Below are 21030 nucleotides of genomic sequence, written 5' to 3' on the forward strand. Positions count from 1 at the left end.
TCTTATTGGATCAGTTTCCAGCTTCTTGAAAAAACGCTTTCTCCGCTACTGGAAATTTTGAAGGTACTGGCGATAATAAAAATGGTATTGGCAACAGACAGGAATAAAATAATTTCCATAACCAATTTAGGGTCTACTATGAACCCATCAATAAGAAATAAGCCCCACATCGCGCCCAGCATGGTGAAAATTGCCAATCCGTAAACGATGATCGTCCAGATGATCTGTACATTCAGGATGCGTTTCCCCAATTCTTTCACGCCAGCTATTTTATTTTTTCTGTAAATCCAGAAACCCAGCGGAAGCAGGACGTTTCCCAGCGGGATAAACCAGAACGATAACGCGGAGAGGTTCATCAGTTTCAAAAAACCGGGATCTTCTTCAATTTCAAGCCGGGGTCTCTCTACCGACTCGGACAATGAGTCCGGTTCAGACAATGATTCAATCGGCACGTCGAGCGCGCTGGCGATAAGTCTTAATGTTTCGCCACGCGGCTCCGCATGTCCGGCCTCGACCCTTTGCAATGTCCGCAGATTGATACCTGCATTTTCAGCCAATGCTTCTTGCGAAAGGCCTTTGGTTTTTCTTAATGTGCGGATTTGTTCGGAGATCGTCGGCTTGCTCATTGTTCAATTGTTTTGAAGCAAAATTAACCTGAAATAGCGCAGATTGATAGCGACTTTTCTGCGGCATTTTGGCGACAATGGCAAATATTGGCTTTTTCCGGCGCGTGATACCCATATCCGGACGGATATTCCCGTTTGATTTTGGCGGAACATTGAAATGATTTGGGTACAATCCTTATCTTAGGATGATCCATTACTCAGCCAATCAATCACTCCAATACGATGCGACACCTTTTCCGCAAAACAAACACTTACATTTTCCTCATTTCCCTGGCGCTCGCCGGTCGGACGCAGGCACAGCAGCTCATGGGTTTTGGCACCGAAACGGCTAAAAAAGAGATCGATCTTGAGGCCACCTTCGACAAGCAACTGCAAGCCAATAACCTCCGCGACTGGATGAAGCTCATGACCGCCTACCCGCACCAGGTAGGTTCGCCTTATGGTTTGAAAAACGCCCAGTTTATCAAAGACAAGCTAACATCCTGGGGTTTTGACACCCAAATCGATACGGTACATGTACTGTTCCCTACTCCCAAGGTGAGGATTGTTGAGCTCACAGAGCCGACGAAATTCAAAGCATCTTTAATGGAAAAACCGTTTAAAGAAGATGCCACTTCGGCGCAAACCAAAGATGTGTTGCCGCCTTACCATGCCTATTCAGCGAATGGCGATGTTACCGCCGAACTGGTGTTCGTGAATTATGGGATACCTGCGGATTATGAGGAGCTCGCGAAGCTGGGCATTGATGTAAAAGGCAAAATTGTGATCGCGAAATACGGTAACTCCTGGCGAGGGATCAAGCCGAAAGTAGCTTACGAGCACGGTGCCATTGGATGTATTATTTACTCAGATCCAAAAGAAGATGGTTATTTTCAGGGAGATGTGTATCCCAAAGGACCCTATAAAAATGAAACGGGAGCGCAGCGTGGCTCGGTCGTAGATTTGCCCCAGGCGCCGGGCGATCCACTGACCAATGGTTTTTACGCCAGCGGAGACAAAAAACGGCTGACTGTGGAAGAAGCGCCGGCGATGATGAAAATCCCGGTTTTGCCGATTTCGTATTCCGATGCATTGCCCTTGCTGAAAGCATTGGGCGGGCAAGTTGCGCCCCCTGCCTGGCGCGGCGCTTTGCCGATTACCTACCACATTGGCCCCGGTCCGGCAAAAGTGCATTTGAAACTGGAATTCAATTTCGACATCGTGCCTTGCTACAACGTAATCGCCACATTAAAAGGCACCGAGTTTCCGGATCAGTGGGTGATCCGCGGTAACCACCACGACGGCTGGGTATTTGGCGCAGCCGACCCGGTAAGCGGCGCAGTGGCTGAATTAGAAGAAGCCCGGGCATTGGGTGAACTGGTCAAAACCGGTTGGAAACCGAAAAGAACAATCGTTTATTGCTGGTGGGACGGCGAGGAGCCCGGGCTATTGGGCTCGACGGAATGGGTGGAGAAGTACCAGGATATTTTGAAAGAAAAGGCGGTGGTTTATATCAATACCGACGGAAACGGACGCGGATACTTCGGCGCGGGCGGCTCTCATACGCTTGAAAAATTCATCAATCAGGTAGGTCGGGATGTGATTGATCCGGAAAAAGGGACCAGCGTGATCGAAAGGCTGCGTTCTGAAAACATTGTCAACGGTAACCCGACTGCCAAACAGGAAGCGCGCAGCCGCTCCGATCTCCGCATTGTCGCATTGGGTTCCGGCTCGGATTATACGCCGTTTATTCAGCATTTGGGAATTGCGTCGCTCAATCTGGGCTTTGGCGGCGAGGATGGCGGTGGTGACTACCATTCTATTTTCGATTCTTACGATGACTATATCCGTTTCAAAGACGGCGATTTTGCTTATGGCGTGGCGCTTGCAAAAACCTGCGGTCGCTCCATTTTGCGTTTTGCCAATGCGGAAATGTTACCTTTTGAATTCGGCAACTTCTCCAATACGATACAGATGTATGCGGCGGACGTGAAAAAGCAACTGGAAACGGCGCGTACTGCCGCCGAGGAGCATAACAAGCTGCTTTCAGAAGGCAGGTTTGAAGCCGTGGCCGATCCAAAAGAGCCCAAGCAAATCATTGTTGCCATGCCTGTAGCCCCTTACCTGAATTTCGCGCCGCTCGAAAATGCATTATCCAAATTGCAGGAAAGTGCCAATGCTTTCACAGCCGCTACGGCGAAAGCAGGCGGTCTTTCTGCTGAAAAATTAGCCCAATTAAACCAGATCTTATACAAAACAGAGCGTTTCCTGATCAACGAGCAAGGTTTGCCGAAACGTCCCTGGTACAGACATCAGATTTATGCGCCAGGTTTTTACACAGGTTACGGCGTGAAAACTTTGCCAATGGTCCGTGAATCGATCGAACAGAAAAACTGGGCGGATGCGGAGATCGGGATTACGAGGGTGACGGAGGCTTTGAAGAATTTCACAGCCGAGATTGATAAGGCGGTTGAGCTGACCAAGTAGCGATTGCAAGCGACTCAGAGCCAGCGGCTCGACAGACGCAATGACTCCGGATTTCAATCCGGTGACGACTGGCAAAAGCTGCAAGCTAACATAGAGCCAGCGGCTCGACCGATCTCCTAACCCCGGATTTCTATCCGGAGAGGACTGGCAAAATGTGCAAGCCAACAAAGAGCCAGCGGCTCGACCGATCTCCTAACCCCGGATTTCAATCCGGAGAGGACTGGCAAAATGTGTAAGCCAACATAGAGCCAGCGGCTCGACCGATCTCCTAACTCCGGATTTCAATCCGGAGAGGACTGGCAAAAGCTGCAAGCTTACATAGAGCCGCAGACACTACGATCGATACGTCGGTTGTGTATGCGGCTTTGTCAGCTAGGAGCAGGTCTACATCTCCTCGTCTCCCACGGATTGAAATCCGTGGTTAGGAGATCGGTCGAGCCTCTGGCTCTTTTTGCAAGTGAGATCTTAAAGGGTTATTTTGCTGCCATGAAATTGATGCTCACTTTCTTGATCTTTCTCGGCCATTTAACCGCTTCCGCCCAGGTTAGCGTCGTCTCAAAAAACAACTTCAACTTCATCAAAGGAACTTACCCGGCAAAAAGCGCTCATGTGGAACGGATTAATGCCACAACTCAAACCATCCAACCCCAAATAGAAACACCTATAAGCACCCAAAATATCGCCTTTCTTTTTCCTCCCCAAACCGGCATCCTGCTATTCAAATCGAAAAACCTGAACAATCCGGAAAATATAGCCGGAAAGCTACTAACCAATTCATTAGTCCAAGTCGACACCATTTTCCACAATCAGGCATACCGTACCGAAGACAATTCCACATTCTCTTTCGATATCGTTTACGCATTGACAATCAACGGTAAAAAGTTCTATACCGATTTTCGCCCTATCGATTTTGTGCCTTTTAAGTATCCATTAAAAGAACATAACCAACTTTTCGTGCTGGCTGGCCAATCAACCGGTTACGATATGTATGCAGATAAAGGTTATCCCAATCACTTCCATATAGCAGTTTTTTCAAAGACGGGAACTACAATGCAGTTGTCCTTTGCAAGTGAAGAACTGCCGTTTAACTATGAGAATGAGTTTTGGGAAGAAGATAGCGTGAAATCGACTTATGATGTGGGTAAAAAGCAACTTAATATTGAGATCGAAGGAAAGCCCGCTTACAAAGCCGTTTGGAATGGCGCTGAATTAAAAAGATCCGATTTGTGACATTTCGGTAGCTGGTGCGAATAATTAAGAAACAGTTTATCATTCTTAAATGATTCGGACATGAAAACACAAAATAACCAATGCCCCTGAGCCGCGACGCGCCCACCTTCCTGAGCGTGATCGAGGACAACAAGGGCATCATCTATAAAGTAGCCAATGCCTATTGCCGCGACATGGAAAATAGGAAAGACCTGATCCAGGAGATCACCATCCAGCTGTGGCTTTCATTTACGAAATATGACGAACAGTACAGGATCACCACCTGGATGTACCGCATAGCTCTAAACGTCACGATTTCATTTTACCGGAAGGAAAACAGCAGGGCTAGGATCAATCAACCTTTACTCCCTGAAATCATTAGTCTGGCCGAAGATGACGATGCGCCGGTGTTTGACTCGGATATTAGTATGCTGCACCGGTTCATCCGCGAGCTTAAAGAAATCGACCGGGCGATTATCCTGCTTTATCTCGAAGAAAACAGTCAGCAGGAAATTGCGGGAATACTTGGGATGACGGCTACGAACGTTTCGACCCGTATTTCAAGAATTAAAGAACAACTCAAACAAAAATTTCAGGCATTCAAACCATAAACAAAATGGAAGACACGGAATTAATGGCTCTTTGGAAAACGTATGACCAAAAGCTCGAAGAAAACCTGGTTTTAAACCGGAAAAACGCCGAAGATATTACCCGTATGAAGATCAAATCGCTATTGGGTTCGATGAAACCGATCAAGATTTTTACCATTGTTGCGGGCATTTTGTGGGTACTATTTGTGGATATGATCATCATTGCAACCTGGGGACATGCGAGTCTGTTCTTTACAGTTTCAGCCCTCATTCAGGTATTGTTGACGAAACTTGCGATCGGCGTTTACATCTACCAAATGGTGCTCATTTACCAAACCGACATCAGCGAGCCACTACTGGAAACGCAGGAAAGGATCGCGCGACTGCAATCTTCGACACTTTGGATTACCCGTCTGTTGTTTCTGCAATTCCCGGTCTGGACCACTTTTTACATCAGCAAAGGCTTGCTGATCAATGGCGGGCCCATCTTTTATCTGGTTCAAGGGCTGGTTACCATTGCACTTACGATGCTGGCAATCTGGCTTTTTGAGAATATCAGATACGAAAACCGGGATAAAAAATGGTTCAGGCTGATTTTCAGCGGGAAGGAGTGGGAGCCAACCGTGAAAGCAATGGAAATGCTGCGGGAAATTGAGGGGTATAAATAAGTTGCAAATTTGAAGACATATTGGGGCGCATTTCTGTCAAGAGCAGGTGGATGAGGAGGGCATTTGATTATCACGCTCCGTTGAATGAAATGTAATTGCGCACTTATGGCAAATAGAATCTGCTGAAAAGTGGCTGAATGAAAACTTGTAAATCACGACCATGCAAACCGACCAAAAAGACCCGAACATTTACCTCGAAGAGTACAAGCAATTGACCAGCCTGTTTCAATTTTATATGGAACTGACCTTGAACACATTGAATTACACCTTTTTAATAACAGGTGGAGTGATTGCTTATGTTTTGGGAAAGGATAACCGTGACTCGGAATTTGCTATTTTTGGACTGTTGTTGCCCGGGCTCATCTGTGTTGCGATTGGGACAGGTTTTCTGATGTCCATCAAATCATCTCGCGAGCTAACCGCAGCAATGAAGAATATCAAAGCCAAACTCGATCTTGAGCTAGCCCCTCACACAGAAAACCTGACCAGAACGCTTCTTTCTTCTGGACTTATCCTTCTCTTTATAGCCCTTGCAATTTTCGTACTTTTTGCGGTTTTGCTGATCAAACAAAATCACTGATGGCATCAGCGCCTCAATGCAATGGCACGATTTTGGAGGAGGCAGCCTTATAACCATCCATCAAAAAGATGAAATCTCTCATTTCAATGTTATGTGCGGTCGTTCTTTTGAGCGCTTGTAACAGCAATTCACACCAACAGGAAGAAGCATTAAAAGCACAGCAGGCCACCATTGATTCGATGAAACTGGCGATGCAGAAGCAGGCAGTGGTAGATTCGATGAACGCGGTGATGGCTGAGCGTGAGAAAGAAAAAGTGGAGGAAGAAAAGCAGCAAATCGCGGCAAATACCTACAATGCACCGGTAGCGACGACGAAAAAGAAAAAATGGAGCCACACCGCCAAAGGGGCAGTGGTAGGTGCCGGTACCGGGGCGATTACCGGGGCAATCGTTAACAAAAAACATGCTGAAGGTGCCTTGATCGGTAGTTTGATCGGCGCAGGCGTAGGTGCCGGAACTGGTGCGATTGTAGATCATTCGAAAAAGAAAAAAGAACGGCAATAACAGTAACCTAATCTGCATGATCATCCCTGCAATCTGAACCCTGGTGCGCGAAACCTGGTGTTAGAATTGCAGGGATGATTTCTTTTAAACCCAAAAAGTAAAACACGATGGCCTGGAATCCCGAAACCTACAATCAGTTTAAATCAGAGCGTTTCACGCCTTTTAATGACTTGCTGGCGCTGGTTAAGGCGAAATCAGGCATGAGCGTTATCGATCTGGGTTGCGGGACGGGCGAGCTCACCAGAAAGCTCGCAGATGCAATCCCGGATTCGGATGTTTTGGGGATTGATTCCTCTGAGGAAATGCTAAGAGATTCAAAAGCATTTGCGAGTCAGCATGTAAGGTTTGAAAGGAGGTCTATGGAGGAACAAATTGAACTGGACCAAAAATATGACCTGGTATTTTCCAATGCGGCGGTGCAATGGGTGGATGACCATGAAACGGTTTTCGCAAAAATCATCTCGATGCTCAAACCTGGCGGGCAATTGCTGATCCAGATGCCAGCTCAAAATCATAACATTTCCAATCGGATGCTGAATGAGCTGGCGGGGCAGGAACCTTTCAAATCTGCATTGAAGGGTTGGACGAGGGATTCTCCGGTATTAGATATTGATCAATATGCGAGAATCCTTTTCGAAAACAGAAGCCGGGTGATGACAGTTTTTGAAAAGATATACCCGCTTATTTTACAAGATTCCAATGAGTTGTTTAACTGGGTTTCGGGTACAGCTTTGATACCATTTACGGAGAGACTGGAAGGAGATACGCGGGAAGCATTTATCACAGAATACAAAAACCTGCTTCATGAAAAGTTCGAGAAACTACCCGTTTTTTATCCGTTCAAAAGGATTATTTTAGAGGCAACGTTTTGATAGCGTATATAGAATGCTTTTAAAGCTTGCTCATCCAAATTCGTTTGCGAAGGTTAAAGATTTGAAACAAAAGGGAAGGGTTGGCCATTGTCAAATCGGTTTCGCCTGTCAAAAGAGAAAAGAAACTCGTGTCTGGGAAAAAGAAAAAAGCAGTAACAGATGATTAACCTGCCGTTAAAAATGAAACTATTGACTTTCCTCTTTATCGTGCTTCTTTCGCTTCCCTCTTTCTCTCAGGAAAGACTCGTAAAAGTCAACGGGAGCAACTATAATATCCTTACAAAAGGCTTTGAAAACAGAAAAGCTGGTCAGCCCGCGTTGGTGTTTGAGAATGGATTAGGGACGGGTTTAGGGCATTGGGACACGGTCAGGGATTCCCTGGCAAAAGTCGCGCCGATATTTATGTATGACAGACAGGGCGAGGGGAAATCGGACAAAGTATTTCAGCTTCCAACCCCACAAAAAATTGCCGGAAACCTGAAATTGCTTTTGAATGAACTCAAAATAGAACCGCCGTATGTGCTGGTAGGTCACTCCATGGGCGGTGTTTACATCAGGGCGTTTGCCGGTTATTATCCCCATGATATTGCGGGACTTGTGTTTGTAGATCCGGCCGATTTTACGGAGAGCAAGGCCGATTGGAACGAGATATTCAGAACGATCGGGGTGCCGGAGAAGAAAATTGACGAAATGATCTATCAGCGCCTTTACGTCCCCTCAAAAGTGGATTCCGCCAGTTATGGACCTTGGAGCGAAGGACAGGTTTTGACTGATTTGCGAAAAACGGATTTCGCTGAACTCGCTGGTTTACCCGTTCCGGAAGTGCCTGTCTATTTCTTTGTAGGAGGAAAATTTGAAGTTCCCGTCGAGCGCAGGAGCAAGGATTTTGACCATGAAAAATTTTTTGAAGTGAAGAACAGCTCCAACATGCTGAGGTGGAGGAGGTTTATTCATTCCGCCAAGCGGGCAGGCGCGCTTATTTATCTTACAAATAGCGGACACTTCGTACACCGCGACGACGCGCAGACGGTGATTGGGAATATTAAAATGATGCTGGAAGCATTAGGGAAATAAAGACGGCTCCCTTTTATAGTCAGATCCAATTTAAATTCCCGCAATGGCATTCCTTAAAAATCCGAAGTCAATCTTATTCGTCGGTCTCATCTTTCTATTTTCCGCGGTCAAAGCCCAGAAAAGCACCATTACCATTGAAAACACCGTTTTTCAAAATCCGCCTTCCCAATACGGTATCCGGTGCTGGTGGTGGTGGCTGAACGGCAACATCGATCAGGAAACCATCACCCGCGATCTGGAAGAAATGAAGGCTAAAGGTTTCAGCGGGGCCTGTATTTTCGATGCGGGCGGGGCCGACCAGCGCAATAACGCGCAGGTGCCGGAAGGCCCGATGTTTGGCTCACCAGAATGGAAAGAATTGTATGTCCACGCCATCAAAGAGGCCGACAGGCTTGGGTTGGTGATGTCGCTGAGCATCCAAAGCGGGTGGAATCTCGGCGGGCCGGATATTACCCCCGCCGAAACGGCCAAACAGGTTGTTATTTCTGAAACTCAGGTGAAAGGCGGCAGCCGGGTCAGCCAGGAATTGCCCATGCCTAAAATAAGGTACGACTACTATCGAGACATTGTCGTGCTCGCTATCCCCGCCAAAACGTTCACGAACAGACCGCCTATCAGGGAATTCGAAAACAAGGCGGCCATGCGCGAGGTGGGAGGGTCGGCACCCGAGACGCGATCGATGCTGACGGATATTGCCGCGTCGCCGGGAGAAGAAGACGCTACGTTAAAGCAGGTGATCAACCTCGGCAAATATTTCAAAAACGGCAAACTCGACTGGAAGGCGCCTGCAGGCGATTGGACGATCCTGCGGATTGGCTATACGCCGACCAACGCCGAAGTTTCCACCTCGAGTGGCAAATGGCAAGGGCATGTGATTGATTACCTGAGTGAAAAGAATTTCAACCGCTATTGGGACACGCATGTAGACCCTCTGCTAAAGGCGATCGGGCCAATGGCAGGGAAAACTTTGAGGTACCTGCAAACCGATAGTTTCGAAGCGGGTGGGCTGAACTGGACGGAGGGGTTTGAAAATGAATTTGTGAAATACCGCGGTTATGACCCCATTCCTTACCTGCCCGTTCTGGCCGGGAAAATCATTGAAAACCGGGATGTCAGCAACAGATTTCTGTCGGATCTGAGGAAGACATTGGGGGATTTGATTGCTGAAAAACATTACGGGACATTTGCAAAACGTGCCCTGGCCTATGGTATGGGCATTCAGCCGGAATCCGCGGGTCCGCATGCCGGGCCTTTTGACGGCTTGAAAAATTATGGTTACAGCGAGATCATGATGAGCGAATTCTGGTCGCCATCACCCCACAGACCACGACCGATCGACCGGTTTTTTGTGAAGCAGGCCGCCAGCGCAGCCAAGATTTACAACAAAAAATTAGTTGGTGCTGAGTCATTTACCACGATCGGCCCGCACTGGAATGATGTGATGTGGTCGGATATGAAACCGAGTGCCGACCATGAATTTTGTGCCGGACTAAACCTCGTTTACCTCCACACTTTCACTGCCTCGCCCAAAGCAATGGGCTTGCCGGGGCAGGAATATTTTGCCGGAACGCATTTCAATCCCAATGTTACCTGGTGGAATTATTCAATACCTTTCATTCAATACCTTACACGCTGTCACTACATGCATCAGACAGGCACTTCGGTCGCCGATGTGCTCTATTATTACGGCGATCACGCACCAAACCTCGGCCGGTATAAAGAAGACGATCCCGCAGGAGCATTGCCCGGGTTTGATTATGACCTGATCAATGAGGAACGGCTGCTTACACTGCAGGTGAAAAATGCCCGTATCACATTGCCGCACGGCGTTTCATATCGTGTACTGGTTTTGCCCAATCATAAAACGCTGTCGCTGGCTGCATTGCAAAAGATTGAATCACTGGTAAAAGCAGGGGCCACGGTGATTGGTGAAAAAACGATTACGACTGCAAGCCTAGTCCGGTACCCTGCCAGCGAGGCGGCGATGAAAAAGATGGCCGATCACCTTTGGGGAAGTGCCCCCGGTGTTACCGGTGAACGTGAGGTTGGCGCCGGGAAAATGGTATGGGGGAGAACTGCCGCAGACTACCTCAAATCCAAAGGGGTGCCCGATGATATGGAAATTATTGATAAGGAGACAGGCAGTAAATACGATTTCATTCACCGCAATGACGGTGCGGCAGACTATTACTTTATCAGCAGCCAGAATAAGGCAGCTTCGAAAATAACTGCAGCCTTCCGCATCAACGGAAAACAGCCTGAGCTTTGGAATGCGGTAACGGGTGAAACAGCCCCTGCCCAATCGTTTTCCCAAAAAGACGGGCGGACGTTCTTAGATCTGGAATTTGACCCTTATGGTTCTGTTTTTGTAGTTTTTAAAAATCCAGTTGACAAAAACCAGCAGGGTACGGTCAAGTCTAATTACCTGCATTTGGAACCGCAGTCGACATTGCACGGAGACTGGCAGGTGGCTTTTGATCCCAAATGGGGCGCTCCGGCGAATGTTACCTTCCATGAATTGGGCAGTTGGACAGACCGTCATGAAGAAGGGGTTAAATTTTATTCCGGAAAGGCGGTTTATACCAAAAGTTTTGACCTTAAAAGCGATATTTTGAATTCCGGGCAGGTATTTTTGGATTTGGGAGAAGTGAAGGATATCGGTATTGCAAAAGTTTCACTCAATGGAAAAGACCTGGGCATTGTCTGGGCACCGCCGCTGCGTGTTTCTGTAAAGGGTATTTTGAAGGAAAAAGATAACAAGCTGGAAGTCGAGGTAGTCAATACCTGGCGTAACAGGCTGATCGGCGATCGCGGAAAACCGCAGGATAAGCGGCTTACAAAAACAAACATTACCATTCAGGACTGGTGGCAGCTTACGCCCTCGGGATTGCTGGGGCCGGTCCGGATTTTGACTGGAAAATTGTAATTTGATTTACGATATGACTAAGGAAGAATATGAATGGCAAATCAACCTGGTCAGGAACAGACATGCTCACTACAATCTGACACTTGAACAGGCTGAGCAGGTTCACCGATATGAAGAAGACCTGCATAACACGCATTCGGACAAGCATATTTTTTCCATGTGGGAGGAATGGGATTATGAGTGGTCGGTGTTCAGGCAAATCCTGAATCCCGATCAATTGCAAAAGTACGAGGCGTAGCGTCTGGCGAATATCAGGGGATTTGAGGAACACCTTTTGGACCAAGACACACAGCATGCAAGAGAAGTAAGCTTTGCGGAGGATCGTTTACACTATTATGAAAATGTCTTCTTACCGCAGCTGGACAAGCCCGAATTCTGGCAGTTTGTAGTTTTGCCTTCCGAACGAATCAAAGTCGATTATTTGAAAGCAGAGTATAAGCGTTTTCTGGGTGAAAAGAAGCGGGGTATTCTGGTCCAGCACTTTCGGGAACACAGGGTTTTTAAGCCTAATTTGCTGAAATCATCCCTGTTACGGCACGAAGTGGATTATTTGTGGCCCAATTACGCCGACTTTCAGAAACACATGGACGAGCCTACCAAAGCGGTTGATACCTAAGGAACAAATACGGTTTGAGAAATACGGGCGTCACGGACGAAAATGGGGGAGAAGACGAAATCATTCATGCAACCAGAAATGACAGACGCACACCGGGAGGAGCTTCGCCAGGCGATGATCACCCTTGAAAATCCCGGTATTGCGGCAAAAATCACGGATTTTATTGGTATGCCGATTCAAAAGGCTTTGGATCTGCTTCCCGCAAACTGGAACGCGAAGATTGGCGACATCACGAGGACCGCTTTGTTAAAAGCCTCTGATGCAGCGGTTTTCACAATGAAAGACAAACCCGGCGGTCGTTCCTACAATGTGTTGCATAAGGTGGGCGTGGCAGTGACAGGAGGTGTTGGCGGCTTTTTTGGTTTTGCCGCACTGGCGGTAGAATTGCCCGTCTCCACCACGATTATGCTCCGATCGATTGCGGATATTGCCAGGTCTCAGGGCGAGTCGATCAATGATGCCGAGACGAAACTAGCCTGTCTGGAAGTATTTGCATTGGGCGGTACCAGCATTGAAGACGACAATTCGGAAAGCGGTTATTACGCCGTGCGCTTATCCTTGGTTACTTCGGTTTCGGAAGTGGTGGGCTATGTGACCAAGACATTGACAGACAAGAGTTCGCCTGCATTTGTCAAATTCATAGCCAATATCGCGCAACGTTTTGGCTTACAAATTTCCGAAAAAGTGGCCGCACAGGCCATCCCCGCCATTGGAGCGGCGGGTGGTGCGATCATTAATGCCATTTTTATCAATCATTTCCAGGATATGGCGCGTGGGCATTTCACGGTGCGGAAACTAGAAAGGATTTACGGGAAAGACGCAATTAAGGCGTTTTATGACGATCTGTTTAAATCCAATATCCAGTTGAAACGATAACCTGGGACTAAACATCAAAACGCTAAGCGAATGCGCATCATCTTCATTGCATTGCTGGGACTTTACGGTGCCGTCGCATTTGGACAAAATAGCAGCGGCACCGTTAAACCATTCGTACTTGGCTTGATTGAAGAAATTCAGTCTGCGGAATTAGCGGAAAAAAGGACCCTTAATATTTATTTGCCAGAAGGATATAATGCTGCCGACACTGTCAGGTATCCGGTAATTTATTTGTTGGACGGTTCGGCAGATGAGGATTTTATCCACATTGTCGGACTGGTGCAATTCAATAATTTTCCGTGGATTGACCGTGTCCCGAGATCAATTGTTGTGGGAATCGCCAACGTGGACAGGCGTCGTGATTTTACTTTTGCTACAACCATTGAAAGTGACAAAAAGCAAAATCCCACTTCCGGGAAATCCGACCGGTTTATTGGGTTCATAGAAAAAGAATTGCAGCCGTATATTTCAAAAAAGTATAAAACCAGTGCCTCCAAAATGATCATTGGCCAGTCGCTCGGAGGGTTGCTTGCAACGGAGATCTTGTTTAAGAAACCAATGCTGTTTAATAAATATGTCATCATCAGCCCGAGCTTGTGGTGGGATAATGGTTCGCTTTTGAAATTCCGATCGGTGGTGCTCGAAAAGGGATTTGTTCAGAAGACCGACATTTACATTGGCGTTGGCAAGGAGGGCCTGACACCCGGTGATGTTCCCAGGGTCATGGAGGTGGATGCCAACCTATTAGCAGACAAAATCAAAAAATCGGAGAGCTCCGGCCTTACGGTCCATTTTGATTATCTTCCCGGAGAAGATCACGCCACAGTCACGCATCAGGCGGTTTTTAATGCATTCAGACTTTTGTATCCGGTACAAACGAAATAACAAACCTGACTTCTTTATGAAAAAACTTCTGCTCATCATTCTTTGTTGCTTGTCGGTCTATTTTGCCAATGCCCAGGTTTTCTCCGTGTTCCTGCCCGATTCGTTGAGCAAAAAGCCATTGGATGGAAGGTTGCTTCTCATCCTTTCCAATCATGACAAAGCTGAGCCGCGTTTCCAGATCAGCGGAGGGCCGTCAACCCAATTGATCTTTGGCGTGAATGTCGAAAACTGGAAACCGGGTACTTCTCAAACGATTTCTGCGGGTGCCGAAGGATATCCCAAAGAAAGCCTGAAGGACATTCCGGCCGGGACGTATTCGGTCCAGGTTGTATTGCATTTGTATGAGACATTTAGAAGAAAGGACGGCCACGTTTTGAAATTGCCCGCCGACCGGGGCGATGGCCAGCATTGGAATACGGCTCCCGGTAATTTGCTTTCTACCCCGAAAACCATCCAGTTTGATCCAAAATCAAATAAGCCCTATCCTGTCGCGCTAAATAAGACGATCCCGCCCATCAAGGAACCGGCGGATACGGATTATGTGAAACACATTAAGATCCAGAGTAAACTACTGAGCGAATTCTGGGGCAGGCCGATTTACCTGGGAGCGCACATTTTGTTGCCCGAAGGCTGGGATAAACATCCCGATGTGAAATACCCGCTGGCGATATACCACGGACATTTTCCGGCCGATTTCGGCGATTGGAGGACCACGCCGCCGGATCAGAATCTGAAACCGGATACCAGCGAACGTTTTCACATCACAGGCTATAACAGGATCATCCAGCAGGAGAATTACAATTTCTACAAACTCTGGACAGGCCCGGATTTTCCCAGGGTTATTGCCATCGAAATCCAGCATGCGAACCAGTTTTACGACGATTCTTACGCTGTTAATTCCGCGAACATCGGCCCTTATGGCGATGCGATCACTTACGAGCTGATCCCGGAAATTGAAAAACGTTTCAGGGGGATCGGCAAAGGCTGGGCGAGGTTTATGTACGGCGGCTCCACGGGTGGCTGGGAAGTTCTGGCCGCACAGGTTTTTTACCCCGACGAATACAATGGCTGTTATGCGGCCTGTCCCGACCCGATCAGTTTTGATCATTATACCGTCATTGACCTTTATAAGGATAAAAATGCCTATTATCTGGAGAGCGCTTTCAAGCAAACCCCCCGGCCGGGTATGACCAATTATCTCGGGCATATCAGTTCCACCTTAAAGGAGCTCAACCAGCTCGAACTGGTATTGGGTGATAAAACCCGGAGCGGCGAGCAGTGGGACATCTGGGAAGCCGTTTTTTCACCGGTTGGCAAGGACGGATACCCCGCCCGGATCTGGGACAAAAAGACGGGTGTGATCGATAAAAATGTTGCAGCATATTGGAAAGAGCATTTCGACCTGACCCATATCATTCAGCGGGACTGGCCCAAAATCGGGGAGAAGCTGAAAGGCAAAATGCACATTTATGTAGGCGATATGGACAACTACTATCTCAACAATGCCGTGTACACCGCCGAGGACGTGCTTAAAAAACTGAAAAATCCTTCCTGCGGCTGCGAGGTGGATTATGGCGACCGGGCCGAACATTGCTGGAATGGCGATCACACCCAGCCGAACTACATCAGCCGCCTGCGTTACCATCAGATGTTTATCACCAAATGGGCCGAAGAAATGAAGTCGAGGGCGCCGCAGGGGGCCGACCTGACCAGCTGGAAGTATTAAGGATCTTTAAGAAATAGAAACAGACTTTTGCAAACATGAAACTTCCATTAACCGACCTTGAAAAGGCAAACCTGAAGAAAAGCAAAGTAAAAATTATGGAAATCCTCGACTATGCGCCCGACGAATTAGAAGTGTTGCTTAACTCGACAGCCGAAAGAGCAAAAGAAATTCATGCTTTGGCTGAATTTCAATCTGTGCCATCCATCGGGATAAAATTTGCCGGAGATCTGGTATTCCTGGGTTATTATTCCCTGGACGAACTAAAAAATAAAGATGGGGCAAAGCTGACCGACGAGTACGAACAGAAAAAAGGTTATTGGATAGATCCCTGCGTTGAGGACCAGTTCAGGTTAGCGATTCATTTTGCGGAAACAAGGGACCCGGCAAAAGTGTGGTGGGACTTTACCAAAGAACGAAAAAAATATCGCCTTGCACATGGTTATCCTGCAACCAGACCCGAAAAGGCGTGGCATGAAACAATGGAATATAAACTGACTGAGAACTAGGGAAGGAAATTAGGGATAAAGGTGCTGAAATTCAGTTAAGTACGACTCGCTATGATCACCAATCAACAATTCCGGGAAATGGCTTTGTCTTTCGGGGAAGCAACGGAGCAGCCGCATTTTGAGAATCATTCTTTCCGCGTGGGGAAGAAGATATTTGCGACTTTAAATGAAAAAGCCGGGCGAGCGTGCCTGAAATTGAATGAGACAGATCAGGATTTATTTTGTTTGGCTGATAAAACCATTATTTATCCGGTCCCGAATAAATGGGGCAAGAAGGGTTGGACATTGATCGAATTAAGCAAGGTTGAAAGTGAAGTGTTAATGGATGCTTTGACCATCGCATTTTGCGAAGTGGCGCCGAAAAGATTAAAAAACAAATGAGTCAGGGTCTTTGATGGTTGATGAACGTCTGTGTTGATTCATGATTAAGTATTTATCAATTGAAAAGCGATCAAAACTCAATCATTGTTTCAATTCCAGTGTAGGTTTCCTGATTACTCCAATTGCTGGCATGATACATCAATGAATACCAACTAAAATCACAAATAGCTTGCACCTTGAATTTGGGAACTATTTCATTTAGGCCAATGACCTTGGCCGATGCAGACGATATTTTAGAGATCATCAACTACTACGTTACTCATTCTACCTCCTACTTTTCTGAGACGCCTTTACAGAAAACCAGTATCTCAGATATGTTAGATGAGAAGAGCAGTCTTCCGAGGTATGTAGTCCTCAGTGGCAAGGAACTAATCGGATTTGGGTATGCCTATAAGTTCAGGCCCGAAAGCACCTTTTCGCATACAGTTAAACTAACATATTGGTTAAAAGATGGTTGCACCAGGAAAGGAATTGGAAGCCAGCTTTACAATATTCTGGAAAGTGAGCTCAGGGGTTTAAGAATATCAAGTATTTTGGTTAATATTTCATCTGAAAATATAGCCAGCTTAAACTTCCATAGGGCATTGGGATATAAAGAATGTGGAAGTTTTGAGAAAATTGGTTACAAAAACGGCGGGTATTTTGACCTGGTTTGGCTGCAAAAATTTCTGGACTAATTTTCACCGGAAGATGCTGAGTGAGCAAAAGCGGCTTAATCCGCCCTACAATGGAATTGTATCACTTATATGCCTAGTTCGAAAAAACGAAATAAAAAAGCCATTGAAAATAAATAAGCATTCATGAAAAAAGTAGGCTTGGTGGGCGGAATGAGCTGGGTTTCGACCATTGATTATTACCGGTATATCAACGAAGGAATCAATGAAAGGCTAGGCGGCCTGAATTATGCCGAATGCGTGATTTATTCTTTGAATTTCGGTGACATACAGTCCGTTAGCTGGGATAAATCTTTTGACATCCTGCTCGGGGCGTGCGAAAGCCTGAAAAAAAGCGGTGTGGAAGCCCTTGTATTGTGCGCCAATACCGCGCACGGGATGGCCGACAGGCTTGAAGAAAATACTGGCTTACCGGTTATTCATGTCGTAACGGCAACTGCGGCTGCAATAAAAGCCAGCGGTCTGAAAACAGTGGGCTTGCTGGGAACCATTTACACCATGGAAATGGATTTTTATAAAGACGGCCTTAAGAAAGAGGGGATCAAACCTTTAATCCCGGAAAGGCAGGACACGAGGAACTTTATCCAGCAAACCCTGAAAGAGGAACTTGGGAAAGGCATTTTAAAAAAAGAAACCAGGCAGGCTTACCTGGACATTATCGCTGAACTGATCGCAAATGGCGCTGAAGGAATTATTTTGGGTTGCACCGAAATACCGCTGATCATCGGTCAGGACGATATTTCGGTGCCGGTTTTTGATACCACAAAAATACATGCTCAAGCGGTGGTCGAGTTTGCCTTAAGCTGAAAGCCTGGGCTATTTACTTTCCGAGGAGGGTACCAGCCGGGCTTTGAGGTCCGGGTCTTTCATATCTTTGTCCAGCGGGAACATAGGCCTTTTAATTCGCTTGTATGGCAGGCGTTCCAGGTTCTGATCTACACCACCGGGCGTCAGCGATAAGATCCAGTCGGCCCGCATATTATAAAGTTCCGGTTCGAGGTAACCGATTTTGACAACCACAATATCGCTCTTTCGCGGATTGAGACCCAGATTTGTAAAGTCGGCTTCCTTGTGATAAGGTTTGCGTTTTTTCGTGACAATCACAGAAACGCTGCCAACTTTTACCACCACCTCCGTCTCGGCGTTTCTGTCCCCGTGCACAATGGAGGTGACCGTCCCAACCAGGCGAATTGGCGGTGCAAAGCGGGCATCAACCTTTGCGCCTGCCAGTGCGTCGATTGTACTGCCGACACCAGCTGCAACAGCTTTTTCGACCAATTCCGGTCCGGGAATCGATGCATATATGAGCGAAGGGCCGTTTTCGGATTTAAATTCCGGCCTCTTCAGGATTTCAGTCAGTGTCCATGTAACATCACCAGCGCCTCCGGCAGTTGGATTATCACCTGAGTCGCTGATAAAGTAAGGATGTTTGTCGCTTTTGACCGCCTTATCCAGGCTTTCCTGCAAGGAGCCTGTCGGTGCTACGAATGCAAATTCCTTTCTTACCCTCCAGAAACTGGCTGCCAGGTTTTCGGCAGTACTGGTTACCGCCTGTTTATCGTCGCCGGTGACCATTACCACGGCATGGTTGCGCGGTTCGTCTGCCCAGGCGTAGCCCACCCACATCGCCGCATCGATAATGCCCTTTTGCTGAGAAGCAGGCGCAACTGCCGCGTAAATGGTTTTAGCAGGTTCAATACGCGTACTGGTTTTCTCGCCGGGCAATAAAACGGGGATGGGTATCCACGCTTTGTAGGCGGGTTTACCTTTGCCGCTTTCGATCCGTGACAGCAGATTGGTTACCGCGCGTTTCTTGGTTTGCATAGCGTCCTCGTGCGGTGCCATGCGATAGCAGGTGATCAGGTCGGTGTTTTGAGCGAGGCGCCAGGAAACATTGCCATGCAAATCCATGGAGGTAGAAATGATCGTTTTTTTGCCGACCACTTCCCTGATCCTGACAATGAAATCACCTTCAGGATCATCGAGGCCTACCACGCTCATGGCACCGTGGATATCGAAAAAGAGGCCGTCATAGGGCGTGTTTTTCTTTAAAAGTTCCAGCGATTGCTTCACCAGCGATTCATAAGCCTCCCGGGTAACTGCCCCGCCGGGCAGCGATTTGCCGACCAGTGCGGGAAGCCAGGTCGCTTTTGTGCGCACCAGCGAATCGGCGGCCATAAACGGATAGGAAGTATAAACTTCGTCTCCGTATTTGGCGTGAAAAGCTTCCTCGTTGGTCAGTGCAGGCGAAAATGTACTCGATTCGATACCCAGCCCGGCGATGGCTATCCGGGGCAAAGCCTTGCCCGGCGGCGTCTTTTGGGCCGCTTTACTAAAAATAGGCTGAGAAACGGATACGCAAAATAAAACAAGCAGTAAAAAGGTAGTTTTCATATATAAAATTTTAAGAAACCTCCATTTGGCTTCTATTTGTTTAAAAATAGCCGGAGGTTTCTTAAAAGTAAAAAATACCATGGAAATTCACCGGGAAAGATTCCGCTGTTATCAGAAACCCACGTATTTGATGCTGCTGTAAGCGGATGTCCCGTCGCGGTCTATCATTTTCAACCGGTAATAATTGGACCCGGCAAGGGGTGTTTTATCCGTGAATTGGTAGTTCACAAGGGCGGTGCTTTCTCCCGCCGCGCTTTTTCGGCCTATCGATTTCCAATCTTTCGCATTGCTGCTTCTTTCAATGCTAAAATGGTCTGTATTCACTTCTTCGGTAGTCGACCAGTTCAGTAAGGACGTATTTCCGGATTTGGCGGCTTTGAAAGAAACCAGCGTTACGGGGAGCGTCCCCATGGTGGCATCCGGTGAAACTTTGTTCAGATCGGCGGACCGGCTACCAATGGTAACCTCGTCCACATACATCACGCGCGTATCGCTGAATGTCTTGATGGCCGGGTTGGCCCAATCCCATTTGTAAATCCCGATCTTGAAGTAAGGCGACATCACATCATTGAAGCTGTTTGGTTGATTAACCCTGCTTAGGATCAGGTTCTTATCTTTCCAGACCTGAACGATGCCGGTATGGTCGTATGCCCACTTGATATGAAAAACCCAGTCATGCCACACTTCCTTGTCGACCGGGCCGAGGTCGATCCGGGTAAAGGAGAACTGGCCCTGAACAGTTACCTTATTTGTATCTGAACGTATTTCGAGCACAAAGCGGTCGTTGATGATCCCGAGCAGCATGGGCGGGCTTCTCCAGTTTTCGCCCAGGTTCAGGTCTGGTTTTGCCTGCCATTGTACAATGCTTTCCTCGAGGGATTCTTTACCAAAAGAATGAGGAAAAAAGACGGAAAAACCGAACCATCCTTCTGAATTTTTATTAGGCGCCTGCCCCAATTCGGATCTTGCCCCATTGGGCAGGTCTCCTTTTCTGAGCTCTATCCGCATGGAGCTTGACCCTGCCCGCTTGACAGATCGGTTCAATCCTGCAGACCAGGAGCAGCAGATGCTTTTTTCGTACCAGTTTCCCAGTTCGCTTTCAAAATCGTAATAAGCAACAATGGCGCTGTCGTTGGGTACGATAGACCGTGCGGTGGCGGGAGCGTCTACGCTTTGATCCATGGGGCCTTCGCTGACGTCTTCAATGGAGGGGCTCTTACAACTTAAAATGACTAAGGGGATTAAAATAAGTAGTAATAGTCTGGTAGTCATTAGATTGTGGGTTTCGATGGGTTATAGAAGTATTTTTACTGTGTAATATAATTATAGCTAACAATTAATTACAACACAAAATATAAATAGTTCTTAAAACAGGACACTTTATCCCCGATGTACTTGAACTTTTATAGAATTAATACGCAATATTTTTGACGAATTAGATTAGGTACTTCCGTCCCG

At 47.2% G+C, this 21030-nt stretch carries 21 protein-coding genes; 18 read left to right on the top strand and 3 right to left on the bottom strand.

What is annotated here, in order from left to right:
- Nucleotides 1–2: 2 nt before the first annotated feature.
- Entirely contained in the window at nucleotides 3–626 is a 624-nt protein-coding gene (locus tag AC1XUF_RS03415) for a magnetosome magnetite crystal formation protein family (protein WP_483340253.1), read from the bottom strand.
- A gap of 222 nt (nucleotides 627–848) precedes the next feature.
- On the opposite strand from AC1XUF_RS03415, the gene AC1XUF_RS03420 reads away from it, so the two are divergent.
- The 18 genes from AC1XUF_RS03420 (at nucleotide 849) to AC1XUF_RS03505 (ending at nucleotide 17985) form a co-directional block, all read left to right on the top strand.
- Complete coding sequence (locus AC1XUF_RS03420) at nucleotides 849–3092, top strand: M28 family metallopeptidase (protein WP_483340254.1); 2244 nt, start codon at nucleotides 849–851, stop codon at nucleotides 3090–3092.
- A 417-nt stretch (nucleotides 3093–3509) separates the two neighbouring features.
- The gene (locus tag AC1XUF_RS03425) at nucleotides 3510–4322 is read left to right on the top strand and encodes a hypothetical protein (RefSeq protein WP_483340255.1); all 813 of its coding nucleotides are present in this window, start codon (nucleotides 3510–3512) and stop codon (nucleotides 4320–4322) included.
- A gap of 80 nt (nucleotides 4323–4402) precedes the next feature.
- Nucleotides 4403–4912, top strand: a complete 510-nt coding sequence (locus AC1XUF_RS03430) for an RNA polymerase sigma factor (RefSeq protein ID WP_483340256.1) — start codon at nucleotides 4403–4405, stop codon at nucleotides 4910–4912.
- A 5-nt stretch (nucleotides 4913–4917) separates the two neighbouring features.
- Nucleotides 4918–5559, top strand: a complete 642-nt coding sequence (locus AC1XUF_RS03435; protein WP_483340257.1) for a hypothetical protein — start codon at nucleotides 4918–4920, stop codon at nucleotides 5557–5559.
- A 160-nt stretch (nucleotides 5560–5719) separates the two neighbouring features.
- The gene (locus tag AC1XUF_RS03440) at nucleotides 5720–6139 is read left to right on the top strand and encodes a hypothetical protein (protein ID WP_483340258.1); all 420 of its coding nucleotides are present in this window, start codon (nucleotides 5720–5722) and stop codon (nucleotides 6137–6139) included.
- Between the two features lie 68 nt (nucleotides 6140–6207).
- Nucleotides 6208–6642 (top strand): glycine zipper domain-containing protein, encoded by a 435-nt coding sequence (locus tag AC1XUF_RS03445; RefSeq protein ID WP_483340259.1) that lies wholly within the window; start codon nucleotides 6208–6210, stop codon nucleotides 6640–6642.
- Between the two features lie 107 nt (nucleotides 6643–6749).
- Nucleotides 6750–7514, top strand: coding sequence for a methyltransferase domain-containing protein (locus AC1XUF_RS03450; RefSeq protein ID WP_483340260.1), 765 nt, complete (start codon nucleotides 6750–6752; stop codon nucleotides 7512–7514).
- 180 nt (nucleotides 7515–7694) lie between these two features.
- Complete coding sequence (locus AC1XUF_RS03455) at nucleotides 7695–8588, top strand: alpha/beta fold hydrolase (protein WP_483340261.1); 894 nt, start codon at nucleotides 7695–7697, stop codon at nucleotides 8586–8588.
- A 43-nt stretch (nucleotides 8589–8631) separates the two neighbouring features.
- Complete coding sequence (locus AC1XUF_RS03460) at nucleotides 8632–11514, top strand: glycosyl hydrolase (RefSeq protein WP_483340262.1); 2883 nt, start codon at nucleotides 8632–8634, stop codon at nucleotides 11512–11514.
- A 13-nt stretch (nucleotides 11515–11527) separates the two neighbouring features.
- Nucleotides 11528–11752: a hypothetical protein gene (locus AC1XUF_RS03465; RefSeq protein WP_483340263.1), complete on the top strand. Its 225-nt coding sequence runs from the start codon at nucleotides 11528–11530 to the stop codon at nucleotides 11750–11752.
- Between the two features lie 36 nt (nucleotides 11753–11788).
- The gene (locus tag AC1XUF_RS03470; protein ID WP_483340264.1) at nucleotides 11789–12130 is read left to right on the top strand and encodes a hypothetical protein; all 342 of its coding nucleotides are present in this window, start codon (nucleotides 11789–11791) and stop codon (nucleotides 12128–12130) included.
- 66 nt (nucleotides 12131–12196) lie between these two features.
- Nucleotides 12197–13006 (top strand): EcsC family protein, encoded by an 810-nt coding sequence (locus AC1XUF_RS03475; protein ID WP_483340265.1) that lies wholly within the window; start codon nucleotides 12197–12199, stop codon nucleotides 13004–13006.
- A 30-nt stretch (nucleotides 13007–13036) separates the two neighbouring features.
- Entirely contained in the window at nucleotides 13037–13891 is an 855-nt protein-coding gene (locus AC1XUF_RS03480; RefSeq protein ID WP_483340266.1) for an alpha/beta hydrolase, read from the top strand.
- Between the two features lie 16 nt (nucleotides 13892–13907).
- Nucleotides 13908–15617 carry a hypothetical protein gene (locus AC1XUF_RS03485; RefSeq protein ID WP_483340267.1) on the top strand — a complete coding sequence of 570 codons (1710 nt, stop codon included), beginning with the start codon at nucleotides 13908–13910 and terminating at the stop codon, nucleotides 15615–15617.
- A 35-nt stretch (nucleotides 15618–15652) separates the two neighbouring features.
- The gene (locus tag AC1XUF_RS03490) at nucleotides 15653–16123 is read left to right on the top strand and encodes a helix-hairpin-helix domain-containing protein (RefSeq protein ID WP_483340268.1); all 471 of its coding nucleotides are present in this window, start codon (nucleotides 15653–15655) and stop codon (nucleotides 16121–16123) included.
- Nucleotides 16124–16174: 51 nt separating this feature from the next.
- A complete protein-coding gene (locus AC1XUF_RS03495; RefSeq protein WP_483340269.1) occupies nucleotides 16175–16504 on the top strand; it encodes an MmcQ/YjbR family DNA-binding protein in 330 nt (109 codons plus the stop codon).
- Between the two features lie 176 nt (nucleotides 16505–16680).
- Nucleotides 16681–17181 (top strand): GNAT family N-acetyltransferase, encoded by a 501-nt coding sequence (locus AC1XUF_RS03500; protein ID WP_483340270.1) that lies wholly within the window; start codon nucleotides 16681–16683, stop codon nucleotides 17179–17181.
- A 123-nt stretch (nucleotides 17182–17304) separates the two neighbouring features.
- Nucleotides 17305–17985 carry an aspartate/glutamate racemase family protein gene (locus tag AC1XUF_RS03505; protein WP_483340271.1) on the top strand — a complete coding sequence of 227 codons (681 nt, stop codon included), beginning with the start codon at nucleotides 17305–17307 and terminating at the stop codon, nucleotides 17983–17985.
- 9 nt (nucleotides 17986–17994) lie between these two features.
- Here the strand turns inward: AC1XUF_RS03505 and AC1XUF_RS03510 are convergent, their stop codons facing one another.
- A complete protein-coding gene (locus tag AC1XUF_RS03510; RefSeq protein WP_483340272.1) occupies nucleotides 17995–19572 on the bottom strand; it encodes a M81 family metallopeptidase in 1578 nt (525 codons plus the stop codon).
- 111 nt (nucleotides 19573–19683) lie between these two features.
- A complete protein-coding gene (locus AC1XUF_RS03515; protein ID WP_483340273.1) occupies nucleotides 19684–20844 on the bottom strand; it encodes a polysaccharide lyase family 20 protein in 1161 nt (386 codons plus the stop codon).
- Between the last annotated feature and the right edge of the window lie 186 nt (nucleotides 20845–21030).

It is taken from the genome of Dyadobacter sp. HNCC25DJ185 (assembly GCF_056895195.1).